Raw genomic sequence first — 20,531 nt, forward strand, 5'->3', positions numbered from 1 at the left:
ACCGCAATCACAGGGCTGGGGGCTCTAGAAAATCTCCATGAAGGCACCGTCGAGAATGAGCAGCTTGCGTGCCTGTGTGCGGGCGTATTCCTCGTAAAAACCCTGTGAGATCCAGAGGGCGGAACGGCCTCGGCGCCCGCTCCAGCCGATGCCGCCGATCATTTCGGCCGCCGCAAGTTTGCGGCTGACATGGGTTCGCGACAGCGAAAGCGATTGCGCCAGTTGTGAGGCCGTCTTCACATCCGTCAGGTGCCTGCCATGTTCAAGAGGGTTTTCCCAGTCGATACCGGCAATCAGCCGGTCCATCAGCAAGCCGCCGGCATCGAACCAGTTGAAGATGATGGAAAGCGGGCCGGGGCAGCGCACCTCCGGATTGGATAGCAGCGCCTGTGCCACGCGAGGATGGATATGTGCGAGCATGGTTTCGGAGCGTTCGATGAAGCGTGAGGCCCTCAACCCCTCGTCGATAAGGTCCAGCGCCTGAAAATGGACGTCGTACCAATGGGCGAGCATAGCCAGCGTCAATGGTGAAGGCGCTATGCCATCGACCCTGTCGCTTTCGGATTGGGTCACCGGTCTCGTCAGCCCGCGTTTCAGCGCCTCTTTGAAGAAGGTATAGGCGATCTCGTGGCTGGCGAGGCCGTTTTTCAGCGCCAGTTGCGCAAAATCATCGCGGGTCAGGAAGGGTTCCCCCGTTTCAGCCTCGCAGATGCTGCGCTTCTGGAAATAAAGCGCCACCAGCGCGTGGCACAGAAGCCGGCTCTGGCGTGTCGCGAAAAGCGCGGTTATCTCGGGGGAGCCTTCATAAAGGCTTATGAAGCCCCCGGCCAACAGGCGCAACGCGGCTGTGAAAGAAGCGGTTTGAACCAGCGCGTCGATTTCGTTCAGTGGTGGCCTGCTGCCTATCACTGCGGCATCCGGCAGCCGGGAAATCGCAAAATCGAAAAAATTGGTCATGGCGCGCGCTCCTCGAATCGCCGGCATCACCTCTCTTTGGAGGCGTCTGGATTGAACGATCCATGGGCCTTACAGGGGCGGGGATGAGGCGTCTTCTCATTGCGCGCAGAGGCGAAATTTTAAACTGCGGGCAGGCCCATGACGCGGGCGTCGCCCGGTGCCATGCCGTAGGCGGCGGCAAACACCCGGTAGAAGGTGGCGAGGCTGTCGAAGCCGCAGCCATGCGCAATCTGCGTGATCGGCAAAGCGGGAAATTCCAGCAGCAGCCGTTTTGCCTCCTCGATCCGCATGGACGACAGAGTGCGGGAAAATGACAGTTCCGCGCCCTCGAACACGACGTGCAATTGCCGGAGCGAAATTCCCAGTTCCTTCGCCACTGCGGCGGGCGTCAGGTTTTGGCGGGATTTTTTCCGCATCATGATGTCCTGGGCCGCATAACAAAGCCCGGTGCGAAGGGCGGCGCGCACCTCCGGCATGGCGGGAGAAAGCCGTCCGCGCGCCGTCATCGCAAGCCGGGTGATGTGGGTCACATCGCGGGCGGGGTCGATGAGCCGGTCATGATCGGCATTCAGCGCGTTGAAGAGGGCCCGGAACGGCCGCGAGAAGGCGGCATTATCCGTATAACGGGCCGCAAACAGATCATAGGCTGTCTGGCCGAGCATAACCTCGTAATCGACAGGGATTTTGAGCATCCGGAAATGAAAATGATCTTCGCCACCCGGTATGCCGGCATAAGGCAGATCCGAGTGGTTGATGGTGATATCACCGCCGCCGACGGCATGAACCCGGTCCCTGCCCGTATATAGCAATCCGGAACCCCTGACCTGCAGGCCGATACAGAGGCTGTCGCCGGCAATGCGAGCAATGTCGGCTTCCGTACGATCCACCCGATAGGAGGAGGCGTGCATCTCGCTCACGACGGCGTTGGCGATGGCGCGCGCCTGAAATGACCCCTGAAAGCTGTTGCGGCGATCCCGCGCAAGCTCGATCGTGACGCCAAACAGGCTTTTGCCGCGCACCTCGCGCCATTGGTCGAAGCGGTGCTCGGGCTGGAAATCGTCGGTTGCGAAACGGATGATGGTATTCGTGGCCTGATCCTCCCCGACGATCCCGGCAGCCTATTTTTCTGTTGCGCGAAATCGAAGATGAACGAGCGGGTAGGACCGCCCCTGTCCGTCAAGATCGGAGCGCCCTGTCGGCTCGAAACCCAGCTTACAGTAAAAGCCCATGGCCTCGATGTTCTGTTCATTGACATCGGTGGTCAGCCCGGGATGCGTGGCGATGGCCGCCTGCACCAGCGCCTTGCCTATGCCTTTGCCGTGATGATCCGGATCGATGAAAAGCGCCTCCATGTGCCCTTCATGCAGAAACATGAAGCCGAGCGGGTAATCCGAAACATTGACCGCAAGCATCAGGGGCATTTGCGGGAGAAAGGCTTCGACTTCCTCACCGATCGCGGCGCGATCCGTCGGAAGAAGGAAGCCGTGGGTGGCGTCGACGGCCCGGCTCCATATGTCGAGGATGCGGGTTGTGTCGCGGTTGGTGGAGGGGCGAAGTGTGATCATGTCCCACCCTTAGCAATTGCGACCTTTTCACGCCATGGGGACCGCCTGGATCTTTTTCGCGCACCTTTGCGGTTGATGATTTCCGCAGCGAAAGCAGGCGATTTCAGCTCCGCTGTCCAGCCAGATTTACGGCGTTGAGAACTTTCCCAAAAAAAAGCACTTGCAAAAACGGAGATAAAAAAAATAGATAAAAAGAAGTTCTATCTATTTATTTTGAAGGAGAGGCTGTCAAATGGATCAGATAATTGCGCAAACCGCTCGAAATCAGGCTGCACTTCCCGTGATCGAGGCAAGTTCCGCACTCGAAGAAGCGAAAATTATCTATAATTTACCGTTTAACGATCTGCTTTTTCAAGCCCAACAGGTGCATCGCCGCCATTTCGATGCCAATGCCATCCAGATGAGCAGGTTGTTGTCCATCAAGACGGGGGGATGCCCTGAGGATTGCAGCTATTGCAGCCAGTCGGCCCGCAACCCGACGGGTCTGAAGGCCTCCAAGCTCATGGAAGTGGAGCGGGTGCTGGCGGAGGCGCGCAAGGCGAAGGAAGGTGGGGCGACGCGTTATTGCATGGGCGCGGCCTGGCGCAACCCCAAGGAGCGCGACATGGAGGCCGTGGTGGCCATGGTTGAGGGCGTCAAGGCGCTGGGTATGGAGACCTGCATGACACTCGGCATGCTGACGCCGGAGCAATCCGAACGGCTGGCCGATGCCGGGCTCGATTATTACAATCACAATGTTGATACGTCCGAGCGCTTTTATTCGCAGATCATCACCACCCGCACTTTCGAGGATCGGCTGGAAACGCTCGCCAATGTCCGCGATGCGGGTATCAAGGTCTGTGCCGGCGGTATTCTCGGCATGGGGGAAACGGTCGAGGATCGTATTTCGATGCTGGTGACGCTTGCCGGACTGCCGGTGCCGCCGGAGAGCGTGCCGATCAACATGCTCATCCCGATCCCCGGCTCGAAGCTCGCCAATGCCGATCCTGTCGACCCGATCGATTTCGTCCGCACCATTGCGCTGGCACGAATCCTGATGCCGCGTTCGCATGTGCGGCTTTCCGCCGGGCGCACCGAGATGAGCGACGAAACGCAGGCACTCTGTTTTCTGGCCGGGGCCAATTCCATTTTCGTCGGTGAAACGTTGCTGACGGCCGATAATCCGGGTGAGGATCATGATACGGCACTGTTCCGGCGTCTGGGTCTGAAGCCGATGGAGTTGCAGCCTGCGCAGTCAGGAGAGGGCCGGTGAACGCATCGGCGCTCTCCGCTTACGAGGTGAAACTTGCCGGCCTGCACCGCAAATCGCGGCTACGGGCGCTCGTTCCCCAACAGGGGATCGATTTTACCTCCAACGACTATCTCGGACTTGCCGATGCGCCCCGGCTGAAGGCAGCGCTTACCGAAGCAATCGAGAGGGGTGTACCGGTCGGCGCGGGCGGCTCACGGTTGCTGCGCGGCAACCACCCGGAACATGAGGCGTTGGAGGTGGAGGCGGCAGCGTTTTTCGGGGCGGAAAAAACGATCTATTTCGCCAGCGGTTTCGCCGCCAACGTTGCGCTTTTTTCCACCTTGCCATTACGGGACGATCTTGTGCTCTACGATGCGCTGATCCATGCCAGCGCGCATGATGGTATTGCGACCGGCAAGGCACAGGCGCTCGCCGTGTCACATAACAAGGTCGAGGCGTTCGAACGGGAAATAAACCGCTGGCGACAGGCTGGTGGTCGTGGACGGCCATGGATCGCGGTTGAGAGCCTTTATTCCATGGATGGCGACCGGGCGCCGCTTGCGGCGCTCGCGGACCTTGCCGAACGGCATGGCGGTTTTCTTGTGGTCGATGAGGCTCATGCCACCGGCGTTTTCGGGCCTGGCGGCCGTGGTCTTGCCGCGGAGCTGGAAGGGCGGGGCAATGTGGTGGCGTTGCACACCTGCGGCAAGGCGCTGGGCCTTTCCGGCGCAGTCCTGAGCCTGCCGGCGGTTCTCGCCGAATACCTCATCAACCGCGCCCGGGGCTTCATTTATTCCACGGCACCTTCGCCGCTGATGGCGGCGGCGGTACGGGAAGCCTTGCGGATCCTCGCTGATGAAGCCTGGCGGCGGTCGCGGTTGGCGGCGCTGGTAAATTTTGCCGGCGAAGAGCTACGCTCACGGCTCGGGGTCATGCCGAGCGGTTCGCAGATCATGCCGGTCATGATCGGCGACAATGCCCGTTCGCTCGGCATAGCTGCGCGCCTGCGCGAAGGTGGTTTTGACGTGCGGGCGATCCGTCCGCCGACGGTGCCGGAAGGAACGGCGCGCCTGCGTCTTTCCATCACGCTGAATGTGGATGAGAGCCAGATTGCCGATATGGTCGGGCTGCTTGCCTTCGCATTGAAGGAGGAGCGGGCATGAACCTTCGTTTCGTCATTTCAGGCACCGATACCGGCATCGGCAAGACAGTTTTTGCCGCGGCGTTGACCCACGCCTTGCAGGCTTCCTATTGGAAGCCGGTCCAATCCGGGCTGGAGGAGGAGACCGACAGCGAGACGGTGGAACGGCTGGGTGGTGTGCCGCGCGCCCGTATCCTGCCTGAAGCCTATCGCCTCAAAATACCGGCCTCGCCGCATCTTTCAGCCCGTCTCGACAATGTGACGATCGATCCCACCCTCCTGCAACCGCCGGAAACGAAGGGGCCGCTGGTAATTGAAGGGGCGGGCGGGCTTCTGGTGCCGCTGACCGACAGATTGTTGTTCGCCGATATATTCGCCCACTGGCAAATCCCGCTGATCCTGTGCGCCAGAACTGCGCTTGGCACCATCAACCACACGCTGCTGTCGCTTGAAGCGCTGCGGTTACGGAGCATTCCGGTGCATGGTTTGGTTTTCATCGGTGACGAGAATGCGGAAAATGAGCGCATCATCACCGATATCGGCCGAGTTCGTGCACTCGGCCGTCTGCCGCGTCTGCCTGAGATGACCGCCGGAGCGCTGCATCAGGCTTTCGCTCAACAATTCAATCCTGCCGATTTTCTGGAGGTTACGGCATGAGCCATTCGCCCATCTGGCATCCCTTCACCCAGCACGGGCTGGAGCCGCCGATGAAACGCATCGTGTCCACGCAAGGTGCCTATCTGGTCGATGAGGATGGCACTCGGCTGTTCGATGCGATTTCATCCTGGTGGGTCATCACCCATGGTCACCGGCATCCGGCGATCATGGCCGCCATCCGCGCCGCGACGGAGGCCTTCGATCAGGTGATTTTTGCCGAATTTTCCCACGAGCCTGCCGAAGAGCTGGCAAAAGGGCTGGTCGACATTGCGCCCGCCGGGCTGGAACACGTGTTTTACTCCGATAGCGGCTCAACTGCGGTGGAAGTGGCGCTGAAAATGGCGCTCGGTTATTTCCATAACCGCGGAGAAAAGCGCGATCGCATCGTGGTGATGGAGCATGGCTATCATGGCGATACGATCGGCACCATGTCCACCGGTGAACGTGGCGTGTTCAATGCCGCTTACGAGCCGCTGCTCTTCGGTGTCGATCGGCTGGCTTTTCCAGAAGCGGGCAGCGGGCAGGCCACCCTCGACATGTTTGAACATTTCTGCCGCTCAGGCCGTGTCGCCGCCCTGTTGATCGAGCCGCTGGTGCTCGGCGCCGGCGGCATGAAGATGTATGGCGCGGATGTTCTGGCCGGGCTGAAGCAGATCGCCGAACGCCATGGCTGCCTGTTCATTGCCGATGAGGTGATGACCGGCTGGGGCCGGACGGGAAGCCTTTTCGCATGTGAGCAGGCCGGAATTTCTCCGGATATCCTGTGCACGTCGAAGGGCCTTACCGGCGGCTCCCTGCCGTTGGCGGCCACGCTGTGCAGCGGCGCTCTCTTCGATGCGCATTTTTCGACCGACCGCCATAAGACATTTTTCCATTCGAGTTCCTACACCGCCAATCCGATCGCATGCGCCGCCGCCGTCGCCAATCTTCAGGTCTGGCGGGATGAGCCGGTGGCGCAGCGTATCGGGCAACTGGAACAGATGCTGGGAGACCATCTGCGGCGCTTTGCGGATGACGGACGTTTTACCAATATCCGGCAGGCGGGAACCATAGCCGCGCTCGATCTCGTGGTGCCTTCCGGTGGTTATCTCGCCGAAGTCGGGCCGCGTATGCGGCGCCTGTTTCGGGAGCGGGGATTTGTCATCCGCCCGCTCGGCAACGTTGTTTATCTGATGCCCCCCTATTGTGCGGCACCAGACGATCTGGGCCATGCCTTCGACGCCATCGATGAAGTGGCCTCGATCGTCACCGAAACCGCTCGCATAAAAACACCTGTGCCCGGGATGGTGTGACACCGGATATCCGCAGCCTCCTGAACACTCTTGAAAGACCAGACAATGCAGACACTTTCTTCGCGCATGGCCGGCTTTGGACATGCCGTTCCGGGGCGGTGCGTCGGCAATGACGAGATAGAGGTGCGCCTGGGGCTGGAGACCGGCTGGATCGAGCGGCGAACCGGCATTCTCAAGCGCTATTGGGCGGAAGAGGGCGATACCCTGAGCGGCCTTGCCACCGAGGCTGGCCGCATGGCGCTGGAAGATGCGGAAATCGCCCCTGACGATGTCGCGCTGACATTGCTGGCGACCTCCACACCGGACCATCTTCTGCCGCCTTCCGCTCCGCTGCTTGCCCATCGATTGGGCCTGACGCAATCGGGCGGCATCGATCTCGCCGGCGCCTGTTCCGGCTTTCTTTATGCGCTCACCCTTGCCGATGGATTTGTCCGCACCCATGGTCGCGCCGTGCTTGTCGTCGCGGCCAATATTCTGAGCCGCCGCATCAATCTTCAGGAAAGGGCAAGCGCTGTCCTTTTTGCCGATGCAGCCGGGGCAGTCGTGCTTAGACCGTGCCACGAGGCGCGGCGTGGCCTTCTGTCCGCCGACCTGCGATCTGATGGCGGCGGTTACGATCTGATCCAGATAGCCGCAGGCGGCAGCAGCCAGCCGTTCTCTGCGGATACGCCCACCGAGGATACGCTGATGACGATGCGCGACGGCCGCGAGGTTTTCTCCCGCGCCGTGGCGCTGATGACCCGAACCTCACAGCGTGTGCTGCAACAGGCGGAGCTGTCGGCCACGAATATTGACCGTTTCGTGCCCCATCAGGCCAATGCCCGCATGTTCGATGCCGTCTGCGGCAATCTCGGCATCGACCGGCAGAAAACCGTCCGCACGGTGGAGAGCTTCGGCAATTCTTCCGCCGCGACCATTCCGCTGTCGCTCTCCGTTGCCAATGCGGAAAGGCGTATCGCAAAGGGCGAGACGTTATTGCTCACCGCCGCAGGAGCCGGTTTGACCGGGGGGGCAATTGTTTATCGGGATTAGCCCGGTGGCAGTGCGCAGAACGAAAAGCCGGCGCGTATATGTTTGATTTTATTTGAAGAAATTGGCTGGGGAACCTGGATTCTCACGTGATTTCAATGACTTAGTAGAAAGGCCTTGAAATTCCCTCTATTTTCCCGCCGCGAGCGACCGTGGATGCCACCTTTGTGCCCTGGCTTTGGGCCTCAGTCAACTGGCGGAACCACGCGGCAATTATTTCCATTATGTATCCCTGATCCGGAGCCTTGATCAGAGCACGTCGCCGCGTCCGGAACCACCGGTGTTTTCACCACGGTTGAATCGGCGTCATGCTTGCTGCGGCTGACTAGGTCTTCTATATGAAAGTCTGCAGGATCTGCTCGGATCTTCCGTTCCTGCGGCCAGTGTTCGTTGAACACGCCCACATGGTGGGGCGCTGCGCGCCAATCAAGCAAATGGCGACTTCGGCTTGCCGCGTGGCAGCGTGGCAAGCTGATCCCCTGGATCTATTCTGCCATCCTGCTACGCAAACTCTCAAAAGCCGCGAGCTTTTCGGGGATGGCACATCGACGATTTGTCTCCAACGCCTTTATCACGTCACCGAATCGGGTAGCGTTCGATACCCCGGCATGGCACTGCCTCGCGAACCCGGCCTCTTCGGAAACGAGGCTCGTGGCGTCCGACATGGAGCCGCCGAGATCAATCTCCGCACGGATGGGGATGTGCAAGCCACCGATTCGACGGCTCGACACATGGATGCGACGATCCTTGAAGGGATGAACACCGTCGCCGATGCCGCGATTCCGGAACTTTTCCACTGCGGACGAATACAGCCAATAACGTCCAGGCTCGAGCCAGAGGCCATAGTCCGTCACTGCTTCTATCTTAAAGCTACCCATCTCCTCCGACACCTCGGCCTGGAGCTGACCGAGGATGTTAGGAAGAGCAGACTTTGGTACGGAAAAATGTATCGAGTCGATGTTGCAGTAGCAGATCTCCACGTCAGGTGAGAGCCGGGAGATCTTCTCCATTTGCTCCAGGAGCATTGTCCTCCCGCGTGCTACGATTCTCTGGCTAAGGCTGAAGCAGGCGCTCGCGCTCTCAAGCGAAGGTGCGGTAACGGTCGTGCCGGCTGCATCGTAGGCAAGTGAGACACGCTTCCCTCTCTTAAGCCACGTGGCGAAAGCCGCGGTAGGTTCGCCCGGAAAAGGTTGAATGCCAAAGCGTTGGGCAAGAAACGCCAACGCTTCCGCGCTGTCATTGAATGTTCTTCGCATCTTAGTCGGGCGGTTGGTGCAGGATGACAGGAGCGTCATCTTGAATTTTTCCCGATCCGCAAGGGCCTTGTTGCCCTGCGATCGATAGCTCATTCGGCTAGCGAAGGCTCGCCGTGCCTCCTTGGCGAGGGGATGCATCATGACGCCGTCGCTCAGAACAGCATCGACCACATAGATGCATGAAAAATGTCGGCGATAGAAGGCAACCTCGAACTCGTTTAGATCGACCTCAATGTCGTCATCAAGCGAGGCACCTACATATCGCCCGGAGAAGAAAGTCCGGAAAGGGTTGTACCGACGAATGAACGAGCTGAGTTCGCCGCCAAGCCGACACCGAAATAGCCCGACGGGCAATTCATCCGTTGGACTCAAGTGCCGATCGTATCGAACGCGCCTCATCGCGCTTGGGACGGGAAATTGATGCTGCATACATGCCGCATACATAGCATTGAAGTCGATCGCGATCACAGACCGATCCCCACGCGCTTCTTTCAAGACAAAGGCCTCTTGAAGAGGAAGATGCCACGCACTGTAGAAGCTGGCGTCGAGACTGCTTGTCATTCGCACAGAGTTGCAGACCGTGGCCCAAGCGCGATCACAGTATTCATCAGGCACGAAGAGATGGGCGGCATACCTGCGCAGCAGACTGGTCAAGAGTGTAAAGCTCTTCCCAGAATCACCGAGATATTTCTCACGAGGTAACCAAGGAAGAAGCGCCTCAAGCGCTCGGGGTGGTGCGGCGCCCGGATTCTTGACCGCGATCAAGTCGGCCTCGCGCTGAGTAAGCGTGATAGCGTGCCTTCGCTGCCCGTCGCGGTAGGCGTTTATGTGCTTCCACCCATCCGCGTCCGTAATAGAGTCGTGATCTGCACCAACGCAGTACAGAGGTGCGCCGACCAATTTCTTCCTCTTTCTCAGACGAAAAGGGTGACCGGCATCCACCTGGGTAGGGTGATCTTGGAAGCGACAAATCTTCACCACGGTAGAGTCTGATCCGCCTCAGCTTTTCGCGGGCCTTTTTCTCGCGCAGTTTGCTCGATTTTCGACGTTGAACAAAATACGAGAGCAAGTTCGTTCACCGTCAACTCGCGCTCTGCATTCCCACTGTTCATCTTGAGATGCCGATTGCCACGATCGAAGGCGTGGCGAATGGAAATCGGATAATAGGCCGTGAGCGGCCATACATGTTGCACATGCCAATTTCGGATGAAGCGCGCAAAGGGATGCAGATACGCGGGTCCATCCCGGCATAGCCGTTCTCGTTCGGTAGCATACATTTCCTCCAGTTGGGCCAATTTTCTCAGTGAGGAGCCTTTGGATTCTGCTACCGAAAAATGCAGGCGGCTCAGCGCCAGTATCTGGCGCGTCTTTTTGCGGCTGAGCGTCATATCTGCGGATCCGCCCCACGCCTCAGTCGCTATCGCATGAATCTCAGCCTGAACGCATGTAGTCTTTGAATAGGCGGTCGCATCGGGGTTCTCTAGGCCGTGCCGTAGAATGGCGTAGATTCTTTGGCTAAGAGCAGGAGCCGATTGTAGGCCCTCTGACACGAAGTATTCATGAAGAAGCGCGCTCGCCCCATGGGGCAGTGCCGCAGTCATTGCGGCCGCGATAGGCAGCCGCTCGAACTTGGCGTATCGTCGTATCGCGTAAGAGCGACCAACGGAATGAAGTTGCCGCACGAACAGCGGCTCCAACCTGAGCCAAGAATCATAGTGGCGAAGATAGCGCTCTGCCTGATATGCGCCCCACTGCCAATGTTCCGGCGAGATACCGCGCTTGTCCAATTCTATATAAGAAAGGGAACTTCCAGCGAACAAGGGGATGCTTCCTAGGCTTTCGAGTCTTGCAATACGTTCTCCTCGCTCTCGCTGTTCCTCTTCCCATTCGCTATCGGCGTAGGGGTTGAGGTCGATCGAGACGCTGCCGCCAAGTTCTCTGACGTAGATACTCAAAGAGCCGTAATCACTGGAGTTGCTCACTATAAATCACCTGAAAAGGGGACACACCCACTGATTCTCGCGAAAATGAGGACAAACTAGAAGGAAGCTGATCAAGACGCCATCCCCTTATGCCCTAGCAAAATGCGACGTCGGGCGGTGGAACGGGTCGCTACCGAGCGTCAAGCGGAAACAATTTCCGCTCCGAGCACGTAGTGCGTGTAGACGGCGATGCCAGAAATTGCCACAACTCGCGTGAGGTAGCCCCTGTGGCTTCCGCTCGACGATGTGTTCGTTCAACGCAGAACTTTAGTCGTCGGTTCATACGCATCCTTTTTACTCTTCGTGATGTATTAGTCAGAACATTTGCGGCCTCATAGCCCCTGCGCCGCACGCGAATGAGGCTGCTTTATTGAACCGACTGCAACAACGCCCCTTGCTTGGACTACTTGCGAATCCGTTCGGGACATCATGTCAGGCTTTGGAGCTTGAACGAGATCACCTGCGGCTCACGCGGCGAGGATCAACCATAAACGTTCCCCTGGAGGCGATATCTTCGGCGCCGCGGGTTCGGAGGGGGCTACTTTGCGCGACGATGACTGTCACTGCTATGGAGCACAATATCGTAATTCGTGGCGTGCGGTATACAGATGCGAACGCATTCGCTGAAGACCTTAAAGCAGGCTGGGTAGGATTCAACCTCGCGGCGCTTGAACGTGAAGCAGACCGCCTGCGTCGTCTTCATGCTGCGATTTCCAAGCTGGCAGAGCCAGTTCGTTATCCTGCTGCCTGCCAACTCGCGTCACTTCTGAGCGAAGCCAGGGCGCTTGAGACCTCGCTTCTATCGAAACTTCAACCAGAGGCCATCGGAACCGACCAAGCCGAGCGTGTTGCACTTGTAAGGAAGTTCGCCGTCGAGCCCGACGCAATAAGAGCGACCGCCATCGCGACCTTTGTCCCTGTGGAGCTAGAACACTGGAAGGATTTCTTTGATACAATTGAAAGCAAGCCTCTGACGCCGGAACAGCGACTTTCTGTCGTCGTCGACGAGGACGCAACGTTGGTCCTCGCTGGTGCTGGGTCCGGAAAGACAAGTGTAATCACGGCCAAAGCGGCTTATCTCGTGAAGGCCGGGATCCGTCGGGCGGACGAGATCTTATTATTGGCATTTGCTAAGAACGCTGCCGAAGAAATGTCGGAACGGGTCGAAGTACGTTCCGGCGTGCCGATTGTTGCGCGAACTTTCCACGCCATTGCCTATGACATCATAGGGAGCGTTGAGGGTTCGAAGCCCGCATTGGCCGATCACGCTACTGATGATGTGAAGTTTACGCACTTGATCAAACAGATCCTGAAGGATCTGGTTCGGGCGCTGTCTGAAGTGTCTAGGGCGATTATCCAGTGGTTCGCGCACTTTCTGGTCGAGCCTAAGACCGAATGGGATTTCAAAACCAAGCACGATTTCTACACCCACATTGAAAAGCAGGATCTCCGCACCTTGCAGGGCGAAAAGGTTAAGAGCTACGAAGAGCTCCAGATCGCCAACTGGCTTTATGAGAATGGCGTCGAGTACGAGTACGAGCCGGATTACGAGCACAAGATCCGGGAGACGGGGCGCCGGGACTATTGTCCGGATTTTCGTCTGACCGAAAGTGGTGTCTACATCGAGCATTTCGGCGTTCGGCGGCAAAAAATGGCCGATGGTAGCGAGCGGCTATTCACCGCGCCCTTCATCAATCGTGACGAGTATCTGGCCGGCATGGAATGGAAGCGCGAAGTCCATGCGGCTCATGAAACGATGCTTATCGAGACATATAGCTACGAGCGGCAGGAAGGGCGTCTGCTCACCGCACTGGCAGAAAAGCTCGCACCGCATGTGATCCTCAAACCTCGCCCTGCCGATACCATCTTTGACCGTGTGGTTGAGCTAAATCAGGTCGACGCGTTCTCACAACTACTCGGCACCTTCCTGCGCAAGTTCAAGAGCGGGGGGTATAGCGTCGCTGACTGTGAGACCAAGTCCGAGCGATTGAAGTTGGGCAATCGCGCCAAGGCCTTCCTCGCCGTCTTCACGCCAGTTTTTGAGGAGTATCAGAAAAGTCTCGGCGGACGCATAGACTTCGAGGACATGATCCTGCGAGCCGCCCAGTATGCCGAATCCGGCCGATATGTAAGCCCGTTCCGCCACATTCTAGTAGACGAGTTTCAGGACATTTCACAGAGCCGTGCCCGGCTGGTGAAGGCATTGAAAGCTCAGCATCCGGACGTCCGTGTCTTTGCGGTTGGCGACGACTGGCAATCGATCTTCCGATTTGCAGGGTCGGACATCCATCTGATGCGCCACTTCGGCGAAGAATTTGGTGGGAGCTTCAACGGAAAGACTGGAGTTCACAGGACGGTTGATCTTGCTCGCACCTTCCGATCGATCGACCAGATCGCATTGGCGGCGAGGGCCTTCGTGCTGAAAAATCCTGCCCAAATCTCCAAACAGATCATTCCTGCTGGCAATGCAACAGAGCCGGCCATTAGGATCGTCATGACGTCGAAGAACGAGGAGGCGAAAAAACTTGGCGAAATTCTTGCCGAGATATCCGCAAAGATCGAACCTGCGAACACCGCAAGCGTCCTACTTCTTGGACGGTATCGTTTTATTGAGCCGGACATGAGAGACCTGCAGCGTCGATTCTCGCGTCTGCGCATTAGCTTCAAGACGATCCATGCATCCAAGGGCCTCGAGGCCGATCATGTGATCGTCCTTAACGTTGACAGCGGCCGAATGGGCTTCCCGTCTGAGATTGTCGACGACCCTTTGCTAACCTTGGTGTCGCCAGACGAAGAATTGTTCGAAAACGCTGAGGAGCGGCGGGTCATGTACGTCGCGATGACCAGAGCCCGTCACACTCTGACGATCATGGCCTCCAACTCAAGACCATCGTCCTTTGTGACGGAATTCGCGAAGGACCCAGAATATGGCATTGCTGCGGAGGCTGGCAGCGAACAGATGACGCATGAGTGTGGAGAGTGTGGCGGAAGGTTACTGGACGTACGGGGCCAGGATAGTCGAACTTGGTATCGCTGTGAACATGTCCAGCACTGCGAAAATTTACTGCCCGCCTGCCGCTCCTGTGGTGCTGGCCTTCCGCGTCGCCTTGACGGATCAGGCGAGGCTCGGTGTACCTGCGCGACCAGCTATCCGGTATGTCCGGAATGCAAGGATGGGTGGCTGATTGAACGATCTGGACGCTATGGTGCTTTCCTGAGCTGTGTCCGTTTTCCTACCTGCGTAGGAAAGGCTAAGATTTCGACCAGCATGGCAGGCGTCGGGGCGAGAATGTCGAAGCGTTAGGACACGCTCCCGAGCGGCCTGCACAATGTGTCAGTTTCCAAGTGCGACAAACGGTGCCGCCTTGCGAATAATTGGAGCGATTTTTCGGGCCGATCGGAGAAAAGCCGAAGCTTCGTCAATACGCTGTCATGAGCCGCTCCGGTCAAGAAGATCGCGTGGTCAGGGAGTGGCGTCCGACCAAAGCGGGTCCCCAGCCAGTTTTGCGAGACCCGCTCGAGCACCACGTTTAAGCTTGAAAAAGGGGGGCAGTGTTGTTCAAGTTATTGAGAAGACACCACTTTTCTGTGCGGTATATGGGCGCCAGTTTAGGTCAAAAATTCGCTCGAAAATGACTTGCCTGGGGGGGGCTTGGATTCTCACATGATTTCAATGGCTTACCAAAATTTCCTTTGAATTCCCTATATTTTCCCGCCGCGAGCGACCGTGGATGCCACCTTTGTGCCTTGGCTTTGGGCATCAGTCAACAGGAGAGGGCTAGCGGCAATAATTTCCGCTCTCGGACCTCAAGTTTGCGGTGAGGCGGCGATAGGGCGCCCTGCTACTTCGCGCACACTTGTAGGTCTTGCAGGACGCCGTCGCGCTTGCGGGAACCATGCGTTGCCTTGGGCACGCCTCACAGCGCGTTATGAAGCTGATGTCGCTACGCGGGCGTCATGATGACCGACAAGCGCCGTGTGCTGTCCGTCGGCTTTTTAGCACACGAAGGTGTCTGCATGGGGAAGGGGCCTCCTGAAGCGCTGGGAGGTTGCAGAGCTCGTTAGCATGACCCCTCGCAAATCCTGAAAGCGAATCGGGCAAGAAAGCAGCAGATGCACAATTGTTGCGCGGCAGGGGGTGAGTGAGAAGCAATCGTGCGATTTCACCGCCTCATTTCGAAATTAAGCTTCCAATCTGCCTTTTCCGAGGCTAGACTGAACCAAATAGTCGGCACCTGAGCCCCGTTTCGATCGCGTCTACGACGCGCATCGTCGGGGCTTTTTGCATTGGAATTTCGATGAAGCGTACCGTAGACATAGGCGTACTTCTTTCACGTAGCGGCATGTATGCCGCGTTGTCCCGCGCCAGTCGCGACGGTGTGTTTCGTGGCGTGGAGGAGGTGAATGCCGATCCGAGGCTCGACGTTTCCTTCCGCGTCACCGAGCGCGACCCGGAGGGACGACTCGATCGCTATGCGCCGCTTTGCCGTGAAATCCTGCGTGGTTCCGGGGCACGCCATATCTTCGGCTGCATCACATCTGCGAGCCGCAAGGAGGTCATTCCTGAACTCGAGCGGTTTGACGGAATTCTGTGGTATCCCGTGCCCTACGAGGGCTTCGAGGCGTCCGAGCGTGTCGCCTACATGCACGCATGCCCGAACCAGCATCTGCTGCCGCTTCTGGACTGGGCGCTGCCCACGCTCGGCACCCGTGCCTACCTCGTCGGCTCTAACTATATTTGGGGATGGGAAATGGCTCAGATCGCGCGCGAAAAGATCGCGGCGGCGGGGGGGCAGATCCTCGGCGATCGCTATCTGCCGATCGGCGATACCGAACTCGACCACATTATCCATGACATCCGGACGCTAAAGCCGAGCTTCATACTGAACTCGCTTGTCGGAGACAGCTCCTATGCGTTTCTCGCGCGGCTGACCGAGTTGAAGCAGGAGACCGAATTCGCCCATGACGTGACCGTGTTGTCGTGCAACTTCACAGAATGCGAGATCGACGCGGCCGGCGAGGCGGCCGAAGGACTGGTCTCGGCCGGTCCCTGGTTTGAGCCAGGCGGTGGTACCGGCGGATCGTTTCACGAGATGGCGCGCCAGTCCGTGTATGAACTGGCTCTGCTGCTTCATGGCCGCCCGGGGGCAGAAGAGCTCCCTTTGGCGGAGCTGTTACACACAGCGCTCCGTAGTGGCCGCCCGACGCGGCTCGATCCTGTACACCTTCACGCGCGCCAGCCTGCCATCATTGCGCGGCTCGAGAGCGGGCGGTTCAACGAGATCAAGCGGCTGCCTGAGACGCGGGCCGATCCGTACCTGACGCAACGTTCGCAGCCCGTGCATACGGGTTCCCGGCTGAAGGTCGTGTAATGACGCGCATCAGGACAGAAAATCTGGGTGGAGCAACGGCCTGGATCCTGCACCGGCCTCACCCATCCGTTCACGGTCTTGTCCGCCAGCTCGGGGTAATCGGGCTGGAGGTGCGCGAAGCCTGGCCGGAACTGCCGGCGGAGACGATTGAGGCCGACTTTATCTTCTACGATGCCGACATGGGGCATGACGAGCAGTTCCCTTGGGCGCCCGGTCAATCGCCGATGCCGATGATCGCGTTGATTGGGTCGGAAGCGCCTGGCCGCTTGAGGTGGGCGATGGAAATGGGCGCACACGCGCAGCTCCTGAAGCCTATGAGCGACAAGGGCGTCTACGCGGCTCTTCTCGTCGCGCGCAGCAATTTCGATCGGGCCAATGCATCCGAGGTCCTGATTGCCGACCTGCAAAGCCGCCTCTCGGCGCGCCAGACGATCGTGCGCGCCGTCATGATCTTCGTGATGAAGGGCAAGACCGAGGCCGAGGCCTATGACCTCTTGCGCCAGACTGCAATGGCATGGCGCGTGACGATCGAAATTGCCGCGGAGCGGCTTGTGGCAAACTATTCGAATGAAAGGGGCAACGACGATGGCAGACGCATCGATCCCGCCTGAACCCTTGGTCGTGTCGGAGAGTGGGCCGTCCGTGCTGCGTGAACTGGCTCAGCGCAAGCTGGCACTCTTGGGGCTGCTGATCACCATCATCTGCGTTGGCGGCGCGGTCTTCGCCAGGTGGCTTGCGCCGTTCGATCCTTACGAGCAGTTCTTTGATGGCTTGACCATCGAAGGCGCGCCGCTGCCCCCGAATGAGACATTCTGGTTCGGCACGGATCTACTCGGTCGCGACTTGTTCTCACGCATCCTGTATGGCGCGCAGACCTCGCTCGTGATCGGCCTCGTTGCCAACGGAGCCGCTTTGCTTATCGGCACGCTGGTGGGGGTGACCGCAGGCTATTTCCGCGGGGTGATCGGTGCGGTGCTCATGCGTTTCACCGATCTGATGATGGCCTTCCCGGCATTGCTGCTGGCGATCTGCCTTGCAGCGATCTTTTCCCCGTCGCTCTGGATCGTCGCGATGGTGATTGCCTTCGTGAACTGGGTGCAAACGGCCCGGGTGATCTTCACGCAAACCTCGTCGCTCGCCGAGCGAGACTACATCGCTGCTGAAAAAACGCTTGGCGCCGGTCACGGCCGCATTCTCTTCAAGCACATCCTGCCTCATCTCATTCCGACATTGATCGTCTGGGGTACGCTCGGAATCTCGACCACCGTTCTGCTGGAGGCGACCTTGTCCTTCCTCGGTATCGGCGTTCAGCCGCCGATACCATCCTGGGGCAACATCATCTTCGAGAACCAGACCTACTTCCAGTCGGCACCATGGCTCGTCTTCATTCCCGGCGCGGCGATCCTGCTGCTTGCACTCGCCTTCAACCTCGTCGGTGACGCGCTGCGCGACATTCTCGATCCGACACAACAGGGGCGTGATTGATGGCTGCCTATATCCTCAGACGCCTCGTTCAGTCGGCGCTTATCCTGCTCGGTGTCTCGTTCATCACCTTCGTCCTGCTCTACGTCCTGCCCGCAGACCCGGTCCGTCAGATCGCCGGCCGTTCCGCAACGACGGCGACGGTCGAAAGCATCCGCCAGCAGCTTGGCCTCGACCAGCCGTTCCTCGTGCAGTACGGCAACTACCTGTGGAACCTTGTTCAGGGCGATTTCGGGCGATCGTATCTTCAGAAGACGGAAGTCGCGGAACTTCTGTTTTCGCGCCTGCCGGCAACTTTGCTCCTACTGGTGGCGGCGATTGGTTGCGAGCTTCTGATAGGCCTGCCGCTTGGCATCGTCGCGGCGCTCAATCGGGGCAAGACGATCGACAACGGCCTGATGCTGACGAGCTTCCTGACGGTCTCCGCGCCGCAGTTCGTTGTCGCCCTTCTGCTGCTGTATGTCTTTGCGGTGAAGCTTGGCTGGTTTCCGATTGGTGGCTACGGCACGTTCTCTCACCTTGTACTACCGGCAGTGACGCTCGGCATTCTCGGCTCGGGCTGGTACTCGCGCATCATGCGATCCTCCATGGTCGATGTCCTGCGTGCCGACTTCATCCGCACCGCCCGCGCCAAGGGCCTCGGCCGCAGCAAGGTCATACTTGGCCATGCGCTGCCCAACGCCATCCTGCCGATCATCGCCATGATCGGCATCGACATCGGCCTGTTCATGTCAGGCATCGTCGTCGTCGAGAGCGTCTTCGGCTGGCCCGGTATCGGCCAGCTTGCCTGGCAAGCGATTCAGCGTGTCGACATCCCGATCATCATGGGGGTCACGCTCGTCTCAGCCTGCGGCATCGTCATCGGCAACCTGATCGCCGACCTGATTTCGCCGCTCATCGATCCGCGCATCAAGCTGCGCTGAAACCGTCAACCCACAGGAGTAAGGCCTATGAAGAAGCTTATCCTTTCAACTGCGCTCGCAACCCTCTTGGCCCTGCCGGCCTTTGCCCCGGCTCAGGCCCAGGAGCCGAAACACGGCGGCAACATGGTCGTTACCTACAAGGACGATGTCGCAACGCTCGATCCGGCCATCGGCTATGACTGGCAGAACTGGTCGATGATCAAGTCGGTCTTCGACGGCCTGATGGACTACGAGCCCGGCACGACCAACCTGCGTCCGGGCCTTGCCGAGAGCTATGAGATTTCCGAGGACGGCCTAACCTACACATTCAAACTGCGCCCGGGCGTCAAGTTCCACAATGGCCGCGCGCTGGTGGCTGACGACGTCGTCTACTCGATCAACCGCGTGATCAATCCGGCCACTCAGTCGCCCGGCCAAGGCTTCTTTGCGATGATCGACGGCTATGACGCAGCCGCAGAGGGCAAGGCCGAGACGGTCTCGGGCGTCTCTGCTCCCGATGCGAGCACCGTCGTCTTCAAGCTGTCGCGCCCGGACGCAACATTCCTGCACGTGATGGCGCTCAACTTTTCTTTTGTCGTGCCGAAGGAAGCGGTCGAAGAAGCGGGCGCAGACTTCGGCAAGAAGCCGGTCGGCACCGGTGCATTCAAGCTGACCGAATGGACGCTCGGCCAGCGCCTCGTGTTCGAGAAGAACGCCGATTACTGGATCTCGGGTGTTCCTTACCTCGACAGCTTCACGGTAGAAGTCGGCCAGGAACCGGTCGTCGCCTTGCTGCGGGCTCAGAACGGCGAAGTCGACATTCCGGGCGACGGCATTCCGCCGGCCAACTTCGTGGAAGTGATGAAGGACGAGGCGCAGAAAAGCCTCGTGGTCGAAGGCGGTCAGTTGCACACCGGCTATATCACCATGAACGTTACAAAGGCGCCGTTCGACAAGGTCGAGGTGCGCCAAGCCGTCAACATGGCGATCAACAAGGATCGCATCGTTCAGGTCATCAACGGTCGCGCCGTTCCGGCAACCCAGCCGCTTCCGCCATCCATGCCGGGCTACACCAAAGGCTATGAGGGCTACAAGTTCGATCAGGAAGGCGCAAAGAAGCTCCTGGCCGAGGCTGGTTACGCAGACGGCTTCGACACGGAACTGTTCGTCATGAACACCGACCCGAACCCGCGTATCGCCCAGGCTATCCAGCAGGACCTGAAGGCCATCGGCATCAATGCATCGATCAAGTCGCTGGCGCAGGCCAACGTGATTGAGGCCGGCGGCGCCGGCAACGCCCCGATGATCTGGTCGGGCGGCATGGCGTGGATCGCCGACTTCCCGGATCCGGCAAACTTCTACGGTCCGATCCTGGGGTGCAGCGGTGCCGGCGAAGGCGGCTGGAACTGGGCGAAGTACTGCAACGCCGACCTCGACAAGCTGGCCGCCGAAGCAGATTCCATCGTCGATCCGGCCAAGGCGGACGAGCGTCTGGCCAAGTGGTCCGAGATCTACATGAAGGTGATGGAAGACGCGCCGTGGGCGCCGGTGTTCAACGAACAGCGCTATACGATGAAGTCTGCCCGTATGGGCGGTGACAACGCCCTGTACGTCGATCCGGTGTCGATCCCGGTCAACTACGACTACGTCTTCATCAAGGAGTGA

Annotated in this window: 16 protein-coding genes; 11 read left to right on the plus strand and 5 right to left on the minus strand. The window is 58.9% G+C overall.

The window, feature by feature from the left end; all coding sequences use genetic code 11:
* Positions 1-24 precede the first annotated feature (24 nt).
* The 3 genes from AKG12_RS25715 to AKG12_RS25725 all read right to left on the minus strand — a co-directional run bounded on the left by AKG12_RS25715 (position 25) and on the right by AKG12_RS25725 (position 2,522).
* The gene (locus AKG12_RS25715) at positions 25-957 is read right to left on the minus strand and encodes a hypothetical protein (protein ID WP_052820971.1); all 933 of its coding nucleotides are present in this window, start codon (positions 955-957) and stop codon (positions 25-27) included.
* Between the two features lie 119 nt (positions 958-1,076).
* Positions 1,077-1,976, minus strand: a complete 900-nt coding sequence (locus tag AKG12_RS25720) for a helix-turn-helix transcriptional regulator (RefSeq protein WP_052820972.1) — start codon at positions 1,974-1,976, stop codon at positions 1,077-1,079.
* Between the two features lie 99 nt (positions 1,977-2,075).
* Entirely contained in the window at positions 2,076-2,522 is a 447-nt protein-coding gene (locus AKG12_RS25725; RefSeq protein ID WP_052820973.1) for an acetyltransferase, read from the minus strand.
* A gap of 232 nt (positions 2,523-2,754) precedes the next feature.
* Between AKG12_RS25725 and bioB the strand changes: the two genes are divergently transcribed.
* From bioB to bioZ, 5 genes are read left to right on the plus strand one after another with little or no spacing between them, the layout of a single operon-like run.
* Positions 2,755-3,774 carry a biotin synthase BioB gene (gene bioB / locus AKG12_RS25730; protein WP_046801629.1) on the plus strand — a complete coding sequence of 340 codons (1,020 nt, stop codon included), beginning with the start codon at positions 2,755-2,757 and terminating at the stop codon, positions 3,772-3,774.
* Positions 3,771-4,916 (plus strand): 8-amino-7-oxononanoate synthase, encoded by a 1,146-nt coding sequence (locus AKG12_RS25735; protein ID WP_052820974.1) that lies wholly within the window; start codon positions 3,771-3,773, stop codon positions 4,914-4,916. Before bioB ends, AKG12_RS25735 begins: the two co-directional genes overlap by 4 nt.
* Positions 4,913-5,551: a dethiobiotin synthase gene (gene bioD, locus AKG12_RS25740; protein ID WP_052820976.1), complete on the plus strand. Its 639-nt coding sequence runs from the start codon at positions 4,913-4,915 to the stop codon at positions 5,549-5,551. Before AKG12_RS25735 ends, bioD begins: the two co-directional genes overlap by 4 nt.
* The gene (locus tag AKG12_RS25745; RefSeq protein WP_052820980.1) at positions 5,548-6,843 is read left to right on the plus strand and encodes an adenosylmethionine--8-amino-7-oxononanoate transaminase; all 1,296 of its coding nucleotides are present in this window, start codon (positions 5,548-5,550) and stop codon (positions 6,841-6,843) included. The genes bioD and AKG12_RS25745 overlap by 4 nt, the downstream gene beginning before the upstream one ends.
* Before the next feature lie 45 nt (positions 6,844-6,888).
* A complete protein-coding gene (gene bioZ / locus AKG12_RS25750; RefSeq protein ID WP_052820982.1) occupies positions 6,889-7,875 on the plus strand; it encodes a 3-oxopimeloyl-[acyl-carrier-protein] synthase BioZ in 987 nt (328 codons plus the stop codon).
* Positions 7,876-8,357: 482 nt separating this feature from the next.
* On the opposite strand, the gene AKG12_RS25755 is transcribed toward bioZ, so the two are convergent.
* Positions 8,358-9,893, minus strand: coding sequence for a hypothetical protein (locus AKG12_RS25755; protein WP_156316091.1), 1,536 nt, complete (start codon positions 9,891-9,893; stop codon positions 8,358-8,360).
* Positions 9,894-10,102: 209 nt separating this feature from the next.
* Positions 10,103-11,110 carry a hypothetical protein gene (locus AKG12_RS25760; RefSeq protein WP_052820986.1) on the minus strand — a complete coding sequence of 336 codons (1,008 nt, stop codon included), beginning with the start codon at positions 11,108-11,110 and terminating at the stop codon, positions 10,103-10,105.
* 394 nt (positions 11,111-11,504) lie between these two features.
* Between AKG12_RS25760 and AKG12_RS25765 the strand changes: the two genes are divergently transcribed.
* The 6 genes from AKG12_RS25765 to AKG12_RS25790 all read left to right on the plus strand — a co-directional run bounded on the left by AKG12_RS25765 (position 11,505) and on the right by AKG12_RS25790 (position 20,531).
* Positions 11,505-14,414 carry a UvrD-helicase domain-containing protein gene (locus tag AKG12_RS25765; protein WP_285277964.1) on the plus strand — a complete coding sequence of 970 codons (2,910 nt, stop codon included), beginning with the start codon at positions 11,505-11,507 and terminating at the stop codon, positions 14,412-14,414.
* Positions 14,415-15,408: 994 nt separating this feature from the next.
* On the plus strand, positions 15,409-16,482 hold the full coding sequence (locus AKG12_RS25770; RefSeq protein WP_052820993.1) for a transporter substrate-binding protein: 1,074 nt from the start codon (positions 15,409-15,411) through the stop codon (positions 16,480-16,482).
* A complete protein-coding gene (locus AKG12_RS25775; RefSeq protein WP_052820994.1) occupies positions 16,482-17,093 on the plus strand; it encodes an ANTAR domain-containing response regulator in 612 nt (203 codons plus the stop codon). The genes AKG12_RS25770 and AKG12_RS25775 overlap by 1 nt, the downstream gene beginning before the upstream one ends.
* Positions 17,068-17,967, plus strand: a complete 900-nt coding sequence (locus tag AKG12_RS25780) for an ABC transporter permease (protein ID WP_052820996.1) — start codon at positions 17,068-17,070, stop codon at positions 17,965-17,967. Before AKG12_RS25775 ends, AKG12_RS25780 begins: the two co-directional genes overlap by 26 nt.
* Positions 17,967-18,887 carry an ABC transporter permease gene (locus tag AKG12_RS25785; RefSeq protein ID WP_052820998.1) on the plus strand — a complete coding sequence of 307 codons (921 nt, stop codon included), beginning with the start codon at positions 17,967-17,969 and terminating at the stop codon, positions 18,885-18,887. The genes AKG12_RS25780 and AKG12_RS25785 overlap by 1 nt, the downstream gene beginning before the upstream one ends.
* A gap of 27 nt (positions 18,888-18,914) precedes the next feature.
* Positions 18,915-20,531, plus strand: a complete 1,617-nt coding sequence (locus tag AKG12_RS25790; RefSeq protein ID WP_052821001.1) for an ABC transporter substrate-binding protein — start codon at positions 18,915-18,917, stop codon at positions 20,529-20,531.

Source organism: Agrobacterium sp. SUL3 (assembly GCF_001263295.1).
In the GTDB taxonomy this organism is placed as follows: Bacteria; Pseudomonadota; Alphaproteobacteria; order Rhizobiales; family Rhizobiaceae; genus Agrobacterium; species Agrobacterium tomkonis.